The 12,746-nt window shown below is 76.0% G+C and carries 11 protein-coding genes and 1 tRNA gene; 9 read left to right on the top strand and 3 right to left on the bottom strand.

Going from position 1 to position 12,746, the window contains the following annotated elements; translation table 11 throughout:
* The first annotated feature begins 58 nt into the window (after nucleotides 1-58).
* The 7 genes from ACFVFS_RS34270 (at nucleotide 59) to ACFVFS_RS34240 (ending at nucleotide 7,214) form a co-directional block, all read left to right on the top strand.
* A tRNA-Ser gene (locus tag ACFVFS_RS34270) sits at nucleotides 59-146 on the top strand.
* Nucleotides 147-369: 223 nt separating this feature from the next.
* Complete coding sequence (locus ACFVFS_RS34265; protein ID WP_380628788.1) at nucleotides 370-1,479, top strand: peptidoglycan-binding protein; 1,110 nt, start codon at nucleotides 370-372, stop codon at nucleotides 1,477-1,479.
* Between the two features lie 82 nt (nucleotides 1,480-1,561).
* Nucleotides 1,562-2,386, top strand: coding sequence for a MerR family transcriptional regulator (locus ACFVFS_RS34260; RefSeq protein ID WP_380628787.1), 825 nt, complete (start codon nucleotides 1,562-1,564; stop codon nucleotides 2,384-2,386).
* Nucleotides 2,387-2,448: 62 nt separating this feature from the next.
* Nucleotides 2,449-3,846 (top strand): MFS transporter, encoded by a 1,398-nt coding sequence (locus tag ACFVFS_RS34255; RefSeq protein ID WP_380628786.1) that lies wholly within the window; start codon nucleotides 2,449-2,451, stop codon nucleotides 3,844-3,846.
* A 12-nt stretch (nucleotides 3,847-3,858) separates the two neighbouring features.
* On the top strand, nucleotides 3,859-5,223 hold the full coding sequence (locus ACFVFS_RS34250) for an FAD-binding oxidoreductase (protein WP_380628785.1): 1,365 nt from the start codon (nucleotides 3,859-3,861) through the stop codon (nucleotides 5,221-5,223).
* 451 nt (nucleotides 5,224-5,674) lie between these two features.
* Nucleotides 5,675-6,004 (top strand): hypothetical protein, encoded by a 330-nt coding sequence (locus ACFVFS_RS34245; RefSeq protein ID WP_380628784.1) that lies wholly within the window; start codon nucleotides 5,675-5,677, stop codon nucleotides 6,002-6,004.
* A gap of 448 nt (nucleotides 6,005-6,452) precedes the next feature.
* Nucleotides 6,453-7,214 (top strand): pyridoxal 5'-phosphate synthase, encoded by a 762-nt coding sequence (locus ACFVFS_RS34240; RefSeq protein ID WP_380628783.1) that lies wholly within the window; start codon nucleotides 6,453-6,455, stop codon nucleotides 7,212-7,214.
* A 101-nt stretch (nucleotides 7,215-7,315) separates the two neighbouring features.
* Here the strand turns inward: ACFVFS_RS34240 and ACFVFS_RS34235 are convergent, their stop codons facing one another.
* Complete coding sequence (locus tag ACFVFS_RS34235; protein WP_380628782.1) at nucleotides 7,316-8,383, bottom strand: DMT family transporter; 1,068 nt, start codon at nucleotides 8,381-8,383, stop codon at nucleotides 7,316-7,318.
* A gap of 152 nt (nucleotides 8,384-8,535) precedes the next feature.
* On the opposite strand from ACFVFS_RS34235, the gene ACFVFS_RS34230 reads away from it, so the two are divergent.
* Nucleotides 8,536-9,414, top strand: coding sequence for a DUF1906 domain-containing protein (locus ACFVFS_RS34230; protein WP_380628781.1), 879 nt, complete (start codon nucleotides 8,536-8,538; stop codon nucleotides 9,412-9,414).
* Nucleotides 9,415-9,447: 33 nt separating this feature from the next.
* On the opposite strand, the gene ACFVFS_RS34225 is transcribed toward ACFVFS_RS34230, so the two are convergent.
* The gene (locus tag ACFVFS_RS34225; RefSeq protein ID WP_380628780.1) at nucleotides 9,448-9,645 is read right to left on the bottom strand and encodes a hypothetical protein; all 198 of its coding nucleotides are present in this window, start codon (nucleotides 9,643-9,645) and stop codon (nucleotides 9,448-9,450) included.
* Between the two features lie 234 nt (nucleotides 9,646-9,879).
* Between ACFVFS_RS34225 and ACFVFS_RS34220 the strand changes: the two genes are divergently transcribed.
* Complete coding sequence (locus ACFVFS_RS34220) at nucleotides 9,880-11,541, top strand: long-chain fatty acid--CoA ligase (protein WP_380628779.1); 1,662 nt, start codon at nucleotides 9,880-9,882, stop codon at nucleotides 11,539-11,541.
* Between the two features lie 75 nt (nucleotides 11,542-11,616).
* Here the strand turns inward: ACFVFS_RS34220 and ACFVFS_RS34215 are convergent.
* On the bottom strand, nucleotides 11,617-12,746 hold a 1,130-nt coding region (locus tag ACFVFS_RS34215), incomplete at its 5' end, for a PleD family two-component system response regulator (protein ID WP_380628778.1).

Here is a 12,746-nt window from a genome sequence, read left to right as displayed (position 1 = left end):
CCGCCCCGGAAACCCTGTGCACCGAACCCCGCCGGACCCGTTAGGCTGACCTCCGCCTGGAGAGCTGCCCGAGCGGCCTAAGGGAACAGTCTTGAAAACTGTCGTGCGGTGACCCCGTACCGTGGGTTCGAATCCCACGCTCTCCGCCGGTAGGAGAAGAACCACCTGCTCAAGGCGGGTGCCGAGATCGTCTCGGCACCCGCCTTCGTGCGTCTCCGGGAGGTGTTCGGGGGTGGCGGGGAGGGTGGGGCGGGGGCCGGTTTCACCTGAACGGGGGGTTTGGGGTGGATGCGTCCTCTTGCGGGGGGTCGGGGTCCGTCTTTCAGGGCGTAAGGGGCGAACTGCCCTGGGCCCGGCAAGGAGAGACGGATGGCCTGGTACCCCGGTGCGGAGAAGATGGAGCTCGAACCGGAGTCGGACGAGCAGCCGGCGATCACGCCGACGCAGGTGATCTTCCACAGTGTGGCGGCGCCGTGGACGCCGCGGCGGATGTACGAGTACTGGCGGGACTCCACCAACCTGGAGTCCCACTTCGGGGTCGGGTACGACGGCGGCGTGGGGCAGTTCGTCGGCACCGAGACCCGCGCCGACGCCAACATGCGCGCCAACCGCAGGGCCGACGGCACCGGTGCGGTGAGCGTGGAGACGGCCAGTGACGACCAGAGCACCGACCCGTGGACGGACGCCCAGGTCGTCGCGCTGGTGGCGCTCGGGGTGTGGCTGCACCAGCGGCACGGGATCCCGCTGCGGATCTGCGCGGAGTGGGACGCGCCCGGGTTCGGCGTGCACCGGATGTTCCCCGAGTGGTCGAACGGCGGGACGGCCTGCCCGGGGGACGTCCGGGCCCGGCAGTTCCGCGAGGTCGTGATGCCCGGCATCGTCGCGGTGTCCGGCGGCGCGCCGCTGCCCCCGCCGCGCGGCGGGTCCGGACCGGCCCGCTACCGGGTGACCGTCAACGGGCTGGAGTACGGCTACGGCGCGCACGGGCCGCAGGTCCAGGAGGTGGGCGAGGCGCTCGTCCGGCAGGGCTTCGGCCGGCACTACCAGTCCGGCCCCGACCAGGACTGGCGGGACGCCGACACCCTCAACTACCAGGACTTCCAGCAGAGTCTGGGGTACACGGGGGCGGACGCCGACGGCGTGCCGGGCGAGGGGTCGCTCCGCCGGCTGCTGGGCCGGCTGCCCTCCCCGCAGCGGGTCTCGCTCGCCCACGTGGTCGCGGCGGCGCGCACCGACCCGGGGGCGGAGCAGGGCCACCAGACGTACGGCGGCGAGGTGCGGATCGTCGAACAGGCCCTGGCGGACGAGGGGTTCCTGGAGCAGCGCTGGGTGGACGGCTCGCTCGGCACGCGCACCGTGCAGGCGTACGCCGCCTTCCAGCGCAGCCTCGGCTACAGCGGCGAGGACGCCAACGGCATCCCCGGCCAGCGCAGCCTCCAGGCGCTGGGGCGGCGCAGGGGGTTCGACGTGACGGACTGAGCGGGCCGCCGGGAGCGGAGGGACGGGCGGCGGAGCCGGTGCTTGACCGTGACACCGTGTGAGGGTCTGCACTGGAGGGACCATGTTGAACATCGGAGACTTCGCCAAACACGGCCGGGTGTCGGTCCGCATGCTGCGCCACTACGACGCCATCGGACTGCTCCGGCCCGCCCGGGTGGACCCGGTCAGCGGCTACCGCGGCTACCGGGCGGCCCAACTGGCCCGGCTCAACCGGCTCATCGCCCTCAAGGACCTCGGCTTCACGCTGCAGCAGGTGCGGGCCGTCCTGGACGAGGAGGTGGACACGGCCGAGCTGCGCGGGATGCTGCGGCTGCGCCGGGCCGAGCTGGCCGCGGCGATGGCCGCGGACGCGGAACGGCTGGCCCGGGTCGAGGCGAGGCTCCGGACGATCGAGAGCGAGGGGACCATGTCCACGCAGGATGTCGTGGTGAAGCGGGTGCCGTCGGTGCGGGTGGCCGAGCTGACGGGGGTGGCGGCGAGCTACGAGCCGCAGGACATCGGACCGGTGATCGGCCCGCTGTTCGACGAGCTCTGCGGGCGGCTGGCGGCGGCCGGCATCGCGCACGCCGGCCCGTCCGTCGCCCGCTACGAGGACACCGGGGACGGCTCGGTGCTGATCCGGGTGGCCGTGCCGGTCCCGACCGCGGTCGACCCGGCCGGGGAGCACGGCTTCGCGGTGGTGGACCTGCCGGCCGTCGAGGAGGCGGCGACCGTGGTGCACCGCGGTTCGATGGACGAGTCGCTGGGCTCCGTCCAGGCGCTGGCGCGGTTCATCGAGGAGAGCGGCTACCGCTCGACCGGGTACGCCCGTGAGGTGTACCTGGAGTGCCCGGAGGAGGTGGCGGACTGGGTGACGGAGCTGCAGGAGCCGGTGGTGCGGGGGTAGTCGGGCGGGCGGGCGTCCGGCGCTTGCCCTGAAGCGGGTCGAGGGTCCTAGCGTCGGCCGGCATGACGACGACCACCGGGGCCCTCGGGCCCGACGGCGCCGCCCGCCCGGACGGCCCGGACCAGCCGTCCGGCCCGGACCGTCCGGCCCGGGCGGCGCTGCCCGCCTCCTACCTGCTCTGGCTCGCCGGGGCGCAGCTCGGGGCCGTGGGCGATGCCGCTCTCGCCTTCGCCCTGGGCTGGGCCGCCGCCGCGCACGGCGGTGGCGCGGCCGGGCTGGTGCTCACCGCGCTCACGGTGGCACGGACCGCGCTGGTACTGGTCGGCGGCGCGGTGGCGGACCGGCTGGGTGCCCGCCGGGTGATGCTCGCCGGGGACGCGGTGATGCTGGCCGCGACCCTCGCCCTGGCGGCGGTGGCCGGCGGCTGGGGCACTCCGCTGCGGCTGCTGCTCCTCGCGGCGGTGGTGATCGGCGCGGTGGACGCGTTCCACCTGCCCGCGAGCGGGTCGATGCCGCGGCTGCTGGTGGGTGCCGGGCAGCTGCCGCGCGCCCTGGCGCTGCGGCAGGCGGGCGGGCAGCTCGCCGCCCTGCTCGGGGCGCCGCTCGGCGGGGCGCTGGCCGCGGCGGGCGGGCTGCCCGCGGTGGCTCTGGTGGACGCGGCGAGCTTCGCCGTCGTCCTGCTGGTGCTGCTGCGGGTGCCGGTGCCGGTGCCGGTGCCGCGGCAGCGCCGGGAGCGGTCCGGAGGGCAGCACTCGCCCGGGCTGTTGGCGGAGGCGGCCGCCGGGGTCCGGCTGGCGGCGGGGGACCGCCTGCTGCGGGCGGCGCTGCTGCTGACCGGGGCGGCGGCCGGGGCCCTGCTGCCGGTGGTGTCGCTCCTCGCGCCGCTGCTGGCACGGGTCGAGGGGTGGGGTGCGGGGTCGGCCGGCCTGGTGGCGGGCGGCCAGGGAGCGGGTGTGCTGGCGGTGGCGGCCCTGCTCGCGCGGCGCGGCGGCGGAGCACGCGGGGCCGGCGGCACGGGGGCCGCGCTCGGGCTCTGCGCGGCGGCGGCGGGCATCGCGCTGCTGGCCGCGGCGCCGGGGCCGGGGACGGCCGTGGCCGGCGGGGTGGTGACGGGCGCGGGTTCCGGGCTGTTCGCCTGCCGGATCGGTCCGCTGGTGCTGGGGGCCGCACCGGACGGCCACCTCTCCCGGGTGCAGGCGCTGCTGACCCTGGTGCAGAGCGCGGCGCTGGTGCTCTCGACCGGGCTGCTCGGCCTGCTCGCCGACGCGGCCGGCCCCCGGCTGCCCACGGCGCTCTGCGCGGTGGCCACCGGTGCCGCCGGAGCGTTCGCGCTGGCCTCGCCCGTGCTGCGCCCGGGCGGCGTACTTGCCGGGCGGACGGGTGGCGGGCAGAGTGCGAGAGCCGGGCGCGGACGGACGGAGACGGACGGCGCCCGCGGTGCGGCAGGACGGGCGGCGTGAGCGGAGGCGGCGATGAGTGACCTGACGGACCGGCTGGCGGAGGGCCTGCCGCCCGGCGCGCTGGCGGTGGACCCGGACGTGACGGCCGCCTACCGGTACGACATGGCGGACTTCTGCCCGGCCGGCACCCCCGCGGTGGTGGTGTTCCCGGAGACGGTCGAGCAGGTGCAGCACGTCCTGCGGACCGCCACCGCGCTGCGCGTGCCGGTGGTCCCGCAGGGCGCCCGGACCGGGCTGTCCGGCGCGGCCAACGCCGTCGACGGCTGCATCGTGCTGTCGATGGTGAGGATGAACCGGATCCTGGAACTCGACCCGGTGAACCGGATCGCGGTGGTGGAGCCGGGCGTGGTGAACGCCGAGCTGTCCCGGGCCGCCGCCGCCTCGGGGCTCGTCTACCCGCCCGACCCGTCGAGCTGGGAGTCCTGCACGATCGGCGGCAACATCGGCACCGGCGCGGGCGGCCTCTGCTGCGTCAAGTACGGCGTGACGAGCGAGTACGTGCTCGGCCTCGACGTGGTGCTGGCCGACGGACGGCTGCTGTCCACCGGCCGCCGGACCGCCAAGGGGGTGGCCGGCTACGACCTGACCCGGCTGCTGGTGGGCTCCGAGGGCACGCTGGGCGTGGTGGTCCGCGCGGTGGTGGCGCTGCGGCCGGCCCCCGCGCCGCAGCTGGCGCTGGCGGCGGAGTTCCCGAGCGCGGCCGCGGCGGGCGCGGCGGTCTGCGAGGTGATGGCGCGCGGCTTCACCCCGTCGCTGATGGAGCTGATGGACGCGGTGAGCGTGCGCGCGGTCAACGACCTGGGGCGGATGGGGCTGCCGGAGTCCACCCAGGCGCTGCTGCTGGTGGCCTTCGACGGACCGGACCGGGCGGCCGAGCTGGCCGCGGTCGGGGAGCTGTGCCGGGCGGCGGGGGCGACCGAGGTGGTGCCCGCCGAGGACCAGGCCGAGTCCGAGCTGCTGCTGGAGGCGCGCCGCCAGGCGCTGCCCGCGCTGGACCGGCTGGGCACCACGATGATCGACGACGTGGCGGTGCCGCGCTCGCGGCTGGCCGAGATGCTGGAGGGCGTCGCGGCGATCGCCGAGCGGCACGGGCTGACCATCGGGGTGGTGAGCCACGCGGGGGACGGCAACACCCACCCGATCGTCATCTTCGACGCGGCGGACGCCGAGCAGTCGGCGCGGGCGAAGCGCTCCTTCGACGAGATCATGGCGCTGGGGCTGGAGCTGGGCGGCACGATCACCGGTGAGCACGGGGTGGGGCTGCTCAAACGGGAGTGGCTGGCGCGGGAGCTCGGGCCGGTGGCGATGGACCTGCACCGGCAGCTGAAGGCGGTCTTCGACCCGCTGGGCATCCTCAACCCCGGCAAGGCGGTCTGATCCGGCGGCGGCCGCTCTCCGGCCCGGTTTCGGCGCAATTCATTGACGATTGTCAGACCATCGCAGGATGGCCTGAATTTGTCGACTCGGTCATGCGACCACACCGATAGGGGGCGTGTTCGCTTTCGTCCTGCGCCATGGTGGTGCGCCGGGTTGTCCGTGCACTCTCTTCGCGCCGTTCCGGGCGCCTGGACGGTGACCGGCCGATCCGGCTGCGCCGCAGGTGGAAGGTGGTGCGAGGGGCGCGTTTTCGGCGTCGTCGGCAGTTATGCGCCGGGCTGCCGGATATCACGCTAACGGGCGAAAATGCGGCCGTGAGGTGGTGCTTTGTCGATTTGTTGCGGAAGTCTGTCTCCCGGCGTCGCAGCCTGCGGGTGTTCGCCTGGCCGGCGAACTCCCGCACACCTGGCATGGCACACCTGGCATGACTACCGTTTCCTGGAGGCTTCTCATGGCTCGCATCCGAACCCGCAGGGCGGCCGGCCTACTGCTGGCGGGCCCGCTCGCGGCCGGTCTGCTGGTCGCCGGTGCCGGCTCCGCCGCCGCCGACAACGGCGCGCTCGCCAACGACGGGTCCACCAGCGGCGTGGTGTCGAACGTCGGCACGGGCAACGTCTTCGGCTCGATCGACGGCAACCACACCTCCACCCAGCAGACGGCCACCGGCGCCGGCGCCTCGAACCAGGCCAACACCCTCGCGGTGAAGGACAACGCGGGCACCGTCCAGGCCGGCCAGTTCAACAAGAACTACAACATCGTCCTCGCGCCGGTCTTCGCCTGAGCGGCCGGCCAGCGGAGCGCCCGGGCAGCCGGGGCACCTGAACAACCGAGCACCTGAACAACCGAGCACCTGAGCGTCCGGGAACCGGCGCCGACCGGGTGCCGTCGACGGCGGGGGCGCCGTCGGCGGCCGACCGGGGCAAGACCGGACCGGACCGTGGAGCGAATCGGCAACCCGTCGGAAACCAGGCGGTCGGAAGGGATCGCACAGCGCTCGACCGGGCAGCGGAAAGGGTCACCGCGCACCGGGTCCCGTGGGCGGCACCCCACAGCGGTGCCGCCCACGGGCGTGTCCGGGGCCCGGACGTGGTCCAGTCCAGGGCCCGCGCCCGGAGCCGTCACCGCACGGCGGTACGGTTGCGCTCCGACAGCGCACCCCGCGCCAGGCCCGCCCCCGGCGCCCGGCCCGCCGCGGGGCTGCGGCCGCGGCAACCGGAAGGAAGGGCGCGATGGCAGCGGAGGAGGAGGGCCTGACCGGCCCCGGCGAGACCAGGCCCGCACCGGGCCCCGGGTCCGGCGGGGAGCCGGCTGCGGCCGCACCCCGGTCCGTGCCCGAGCTGATGCTCGGCCGTCCGCCGATGGCCCGCCCGTTGCCGACCTTCGACGCCGAGGCGGCCCCGGCCGAACCCGGTCCGCTCTTCGTGGACTGGCTCTCCACCGCCCTGTACGCCGGTGTGCTGGACCCCCAGGTGTTCACCCTCTCCACGGTCGACGCCGACGGCATGCCGGACGCCCGCGTCCTGGTGCTGCGCGACGTGGACGCGGCCGGCACCGGCTGGGTCTTCTCGACCGCCGCCGACAGCCCCAAGGGCCGCCAGCTCGCCGACCACCCGGCCGCCGCGCTCACCGTCTACTGGCCGCAGCTCGGCCGCCAGGTACGGGTGCGCGGCACCGTCGAGCGGGCCGCCGACCAGGTGGCGGGGGCCGAGTTCGCCACCCGCTCCCCGGCCGCCCGGATCGGTGCGCTGGTCGGCAGGCAGAGCGAGCCGCTGGCCTCGCCGGCCGAGTACGAGGAGGCCGTGGCGGTGGCCCGCCGCCGGCTGGAGGCCACCCCGGACGCGGTCGCCGCCGGGCACGCCGTCTACACGCTCTGGGCGAACGAGGTGGAGTTCTGGCAGGGCGACGCGGAGCGCCACCACGTCCGGCTCCGCTACACCAGGACCGGCCCGGTCCGCACCCCGGAGTGGTCGCGCACCCTGCTCTGGCCGTAGAGCCGTAGAGCCGTAGAGCCGCGGACTCGCGGAGCCGAACAGCCGCGGGGGCGCGCATCGGATCGATGCGCGCCCCCGCGGCTCACGGCACGGCCGCCGCCTCAGCGCCGCCCGGTCAGCGTCGCCCCGACGCTCGCCGCCACCACGCAGCCGATGCCGGCCAGCTGCGCGGCGCCCAGCAGCTGGCCCAGCACCACCAGGCCGACCAGCGCGCTGACCGCCGGCTCCAGGCTGACCAGCACGCTGAACACCCGCTGCGGCATCCGCCGCAGCGCCGTCATCTCCAGCGCGTACGGGATCACCGGCAGCAGCAGCGACACCCCGGCCACCGCGAGCAGCAGCATCAGCGGCGAGGCCCCGGGCGCGGTCAGCCCGTCCCAGGCCTGGCCGAGCCCGAACGGCGCCACCGTCAGCGCGCCGACCGTCATCGACACGGCCAGCCCCTGGAAGCCCTGGAACGCCGCCCCGACCTTGTCGGTGAACAGGATGTACGCGGCGTAGCAGGCGGCCGCCCCGAAGGCGTACAGCAGGCCGACCGGGTCGAGTCCGCCGCCCTCCCCGCCCTCGCCGAGCAGGGTCAGCAGCGCCACGCCGCCGGCCGCGAGCAGCGCCCAGAGCAGGTGGCTGGCGCGGCGGGCGAAGACCAGGGCCACCGCGAGCGGGCCGAGGAACTCGATGGTGGCGGCGGTGCCCATCGGCAGCCGGTCGATCGCCCCGGCGAACAGCAGCGTCATCCCGGCCGAGGCCATGCCGAGCAGGGCGGCGGCGGCCAGGTCGCGCGGTCGGCGCCCGCGCAGCCGGGGCCGGGTGACGGCCAGCAGGACGACCGCCGCGAAGCCCAGCCGCAGGAAGGTGGTTCCGCTCACCCCGAGCGGTCCGAAGAGCGGCTTGGAGAACGCGATCCCGGTCTGCACCAGGAACATCGCCGCGACACAGAGAAGCGGCGCCGGGATCCGCTCCGGGCGCCGCAGGAGGTTCTGGAACCGTCGGCCGGTCGGTCGGCCGGGTCGTGCGTCCGGAGGCGGTCCCCCGCCGGGCGCCCCGTCTCGTCGCCAGCCGCCCCGCTCGCCGGCGGGCTCGCCCTTGGGGGCGGGCGGCATGGCAAGCGCCTCGGCGACGGCGGCGGCCGGCGTCGGGGCGGAGGTTTCGCTGGGATGGGACGTGGGCATAACGGTGAGTTTGCCGTAAGGAGCCACTGGGCGGCAAGCTCGTTACCGGAATCGGGACGGATGCGGACGGGTGCGTCCGAAAGGGTGAGCTCCGGCGGCGCGTGCGGCGCGGCGGCCTCCGGTGCCCGACGGCCCGTCAGTATCAAGGCGGCGTGCGCCATCTCCGCCCCGCGGCCCTCGCCGCCGCCTCACTCGTCCTCCTGCTGGCCGCCGGCGGCCCGGGCGCGAGCGCCGACGACGCCGCTCCGGCGGCCGCCGTCGTGCCCCGCATCCGCGCCGCGGTCCTGCCCGACCGGCTCGGCCCGCCGCCGGTCCGGCCCCGCGACCTCTACGCCGGCGCGGCCTTCGACGCCTGCACCGCGCCCCCGCTGGAGACCCTGCGGGCCTGGCGCGACGCCTCGCCGTACGGGGCGCTCGGCATCTACACCAGCGGCGGCCAGCGCGGCTGCGCCCAGCCGAGGCTCACCGCCGACTGGGTGCGGCAGGCCCGGGCGATGGGGTGGCGGTTCCTGCCCGTCCACGTCGGCCTCCAGGCGCCGTGCAGCGACCTGAAGCGCAAACCGAAGCGGATCGACCCGGCGCGGGCCGCCCAGCAGGGCCGCCAGGAGGCGGCCGAGGCGGTCGAGGGCCTGCGGGCGGTCGGGCTCGGCCCGGGCAGCCCGGTCTTCCTGGACATCGAGGCCTACCCGATGCGCGACCCCGCCTGCGGCCAGGCCGTCGTCGACTTCACCGTCGGCTGGACCCAGGCGCTGCACGCGGCCGGCTACCGCTCCGGCTTCTACTCCAGCCTCGACTCCGGCGTCGCCGACCTCGCCGCGGCCGCGCGGGCCGGCAGCTCGCCGCTGCCCGACGCCCTCTGGTACGCCCGCTGGGACGACCGCGCCGACACCGCCGGGGGCGGGCCGCTCACCGCGGAGCTCTGGGCCGAGCACCAGCGGGTCCACCAGTACCGCGGCAACGTCGAGGAGACCTACGGCGGGGCCGCGCTCACCGTCGACCGCAACCAGGTCGACGCCCCGCTGGCCGGCTGACGGGCGGCCCCGCCCGGGCCGTCCGGGCCCGGGTCACTCCCGCAGCGCGAGCCCCAGCCAGCCCCGGCCCTGGCAGTAGCGGCAGGTCTCCGAGACGTACCCGGTGCCGGTGCGGCCCGCCCGCAGGCCCATCCGCGCCTGCGTCCGCACCCCGCCGGAACAGCACGGGCACGGCAGCCGGAACCCGGCCGGACCCCGCCCCACCCGCCGTTCGCCGCCCTCGTCGCCCATGCCCCCCAGTATCCCGGCCGCCGGGCCGGGCGTCCGGGCCGCCCCCGCCCGACCGGGGAGAACGTGGCCGGACCGTGGCCGGGTCGTGATCGGCGCAACGCGGCCGGAAGGCTGACATCCGGGACCCGGCGCGGCAGAATCGGGCCCTACTGCCGTATTACCGCCCAGTAGCCGACGTTTCGGCCGGGCGCGGGGCAGGAGCCGCCGCAGTGCCGCCCAGGTCGAGGAGGACCCGTGTTCAGCACGATGCAGGACGTACCGCTCACCGTCGCCCGGATTCTGGAACACGGGTCCACCATCCACGGCCGCTCGACCGTCACCACCTGGGACGGCACCGGCCCGGTGGTCCGGACGTACGCCGAGACCGGGGCACGGGCCGCCCGGCTGGCGTGGGCGCTGCGGGACGAGCTCGGCGTGACGGGGGACGACCGGGTCGCCACCCTGATGTGGAACAACGCCGAGCACCTGGAGGCCTACCTCGCGGTGCCCGCGATGGGCGCGGTGCTGCACACCCTCAACCTGCGGCTCCCGGCGCACCAGCTGTCGTTCATCGTCAACCACGCCGCCGACCGCGTGATTATCGTCAACGGCACCGTCCTGCCGCTGCTGGCCGCGGTCCTCCCCGAGCTGGCCCCGACCCTCAGGCACATCGTGGTCAGCGGTCCCGGCGACCGGTCGGTGCTGGCCGGCTTCGCGGGCGGCGTGCACGACTACGAGGAGCTGATCGCGGACCGGCCGACCGCCTACCCCTGGCGGTCCGACATCGACGAGCGCCAGGCCGCCGTGCTCTGTTACACCTCCGGCACCACCGGCGACCCGAAGGGCGTGCTCTACAGCCACCGCTCGGTCTACCTGCACTGCCTCCAGGTCAACACCGGCGACAACTTCGCCTTCACCCCCCGCGACACCGCGCTGCCGGTCGTGCCGATGTTCCACGTCAACGCCTGGGGCATCCCGCACGCCGCCTTCATGTCCGGCGCGAACCTGCTGATGCCGGATCGTTTCCTCCAGCCCAAGCCGATGGCCGAGATGATCGCCGCCGTGCGGCCCACCGTCAGCGCGGCCGTGCCGACCATCTGGAGCGGCCTGCTGGACGAGCTGGACGCCGGCGACTACGACACCTCCAGCCTGCGCATGGTGGTGATCGGCGGCTCGGCCTGCCCGCCGTCGCTGATGAAGGCCTACGAGGAGCGCCACGGCATCCCCGTCATCCACGCCTGGGGCATGACCGAGACCTCGCCGCTCGGCTCCTTCGCCCAGCCGCCGGGCGGGCTGACCCCCGAGGAGGCGTGGCCGTACCGGGTCACCCAGGGCATCTTCCCGGCCTCCGTCGAGGCCCGGCTGATCGGCCCGGGCGGCGAGCGGATGCCGCACGACGGGGAGTCGGCGGGCGAACTGGAGGTGCGCGGCCCGTGGATCGCGGGGGCGTACTACGGGGGCGCCGGCCAGGACCCGCAGCGCCCGGACGACAAGTTCTCCGAGGACGGCTGGCTGCGCACCGGCGATGTCGGCACGATCACCGCGGACGGCTACCTGACCCTCACCGACCGGGCGAAGGACGTGATCAAGTCCGGCGGCGAGTGGATCTCCTCGGTGGACCTGGAGAACCACCTGATGGCCCACCCGGAGGTCGCCGAGGCCGCCGTGGTGGCCGTCCCGGACGAGAAGTGGGGCGAGCGGCCGCTGGCCACCGTCGTGCTGCGGCCGGGCGCCACCGCCGGGCTGCCGGAGCTGCGGGCGTTCCTGGCCGGGCGGATCGCCTCCTGGCAGCTGCCGGAGCGCTGGGCGATCGTCGAGGCGGTGCCGAAGACCTCGGTCGGCAAGTTCGACAAGAAGGTGATCCGGGCCGACTACGCGGCGCAGAAGCTGGACGTCACCCGGCTCGGCAAGGAGTAGTCCGGCGCGAAGCGTCCGGACGGCGAGGGCCGGCCGCCCCGGGAAGGGGTGGCCGGCCCTCGGCCTGTGCGGCGGTCAGCCCGCCGCGGCGACGCCCGCCTCGCCCATGGCGCCGATCCGCCCGAGCAGGTCGACGATCCGGGACTGCACGTCGTCGCTGGTCGAGCGCTCCGCGAGGAAGAGCACCGTCTCGCCGGTGCGCAGCCGGGGCAGTTCGCGCGGGTCGAGGTCGACCGAGGTGTACACGACGAGCGGGGTGCGGTGCAGCCGGTCGTTGGCGCGCAGCCAGTCCAGCAGGCCGACCCGGCGGCGGCGGATCTGGAGCAGGTCCATCACCACCAGGTTGGGCTGCACGCTGCTGGCCCGGGCGACGGCGTCGCCCTCGTCCGCGGCGTGCTCGACGTGCATGCCGCGCCGTTCCAGGCTGCCGATCATCGCGGCGGCGATGTCCGGGTCGCCCTCGACCAGCAGGACGCGCGGGGCGTGGTTCTCGCCGTCGCGCGGGGCGAGCGCGCGCAGCAGGACGGCCGGGTCGGCGCCGTACGCGGCGTCCCGGGTGGCCTGCCCGAGGCCGGCGGTGACCACCACCGGGACCCGGCTGTTCAGCGCCGCCGTGCGCAGCGACTGCAGGGCGGTGCGGGTGATCGGTCCGGTCAGCGGGTCGACGAAGAGCGCGGCGGGGAAGCCGGCGACCTGCGCGTCCACCTCCTCGCGGGAGCGCACGATCACCGGGCGGTAGCCGCGGTCCTGGAGCGCCTGCCGGGTGGCGGGGTCGGGCTCGGGCCAGACCAGCAGGCGGCGCGGACCGCCGTCGGGGGCCGGGGCGGGCACCGAGCCGGGCTCGCCGGCCTCGGTACGGCCGCCCGGCAGGGCGATCGGCGTGCCGGCCTGCGGGGCACCGGGGGCCGCCGGGTCCGGGGCGGGCGCGGCGGGCAGCTCCAGGGCGGCCCGCGGCCTGACGTCGGCGGCGGGTGCCACCGGTGTGACCGGCGCCACCGGAGTGACCGGCACGACGGCACCGGGCGCGCCGAAGGGACGCGGCGGGGCCAGCTCGCCGAGGCCGGAGCCGACCGGGCGCGGGCCGCCCCCGGGCCGGTCGTCGGGAGCGCCGGGAGAAGCGGGGGCGCCGGGCAGTGCTGGGGCGGCCGACGGCAGCGCGGGCAGCGCCGAGCCGCCCGCCGCGGCGCCCTCGGGCGCGGACGGGC

This window comes from Kitasatospora sp. NPDC057692 (assembly GCF_042799475.1).
In the GTDB taxonomy this organism is placed as follows: domain Bacteria; phylum Actinomycetota; class Actinomycetes; order Streptomycetales; family Streptomycetaceae; genus Kitasatospora.
Note: the sequence above shows the minus strand (reverse complement) of the source record. Positions and strands in the feature narration are given on the sequence as shown.

Excerpts from the sequence above, each read along its gene's own strand:
- ACFVFS_RS34225 (WP_380628780.1), bottom strand. The coding sequence starts at position 9,645 with ATGGGCGACGAGGGCGGCGAACGGCGGGTGGGGCGGGGTCCGGCCGGG.
- ACFVFS_RS34250 (WP_380628785.1), top strand. The coding sequence starts at position 3,859 with ATGAGTGACCTGACGGACCGGCTGGCGGAGGGCCTGCCGCCCGGCGCG.
- ACFVFS_RS34240 (WP_380628783.1), top strand. The coding sequence starts at position 6,453 with ATGGCAGCGGAGGAGGAGGGCCTGACCGGCCCCGGCGAGACCAGGCCC.
- ACFVFS_RS34245 (WP_380628784.1), top strand. The coding sequence starts at position 5,675 with ATGGCTCGCATCCGAACCCGCAGGGCGGCCGGCCTACTGCTGGCGGGC.
- ACFVFS_RS34255 (WP_380628786.1), top strand. The coding sequence starts at position 2,449 with ATGACGACGACCACCGGGGCCCTCGGGCCCGACGGCGCCGCCCGCCCG.
- ACFVFS_RS34235 (WP_380628782.1), bottom strand. The coding sequence starts at position 8,383 with ATGCCCACGTCCCATCCCAGCGAAACCTCCGCCCCGACGCCGGCCGCC.
- ACFVFS_RS34265 (WP_380628788.1), top strand. The coding sequence starts at position 370 with ATGGCCTGGTACCCCGGTGCGGAGAAGATGGAGCTCGAACCGGAGTCG.
- ACFVFS_RS34260 (WP_380628787.1), top strand. The coding sequence starts at position 1,562 with ATGTTGAACATCGGAGACTTCGCCAAACACGGCCGGGTGTCGGTCCGC.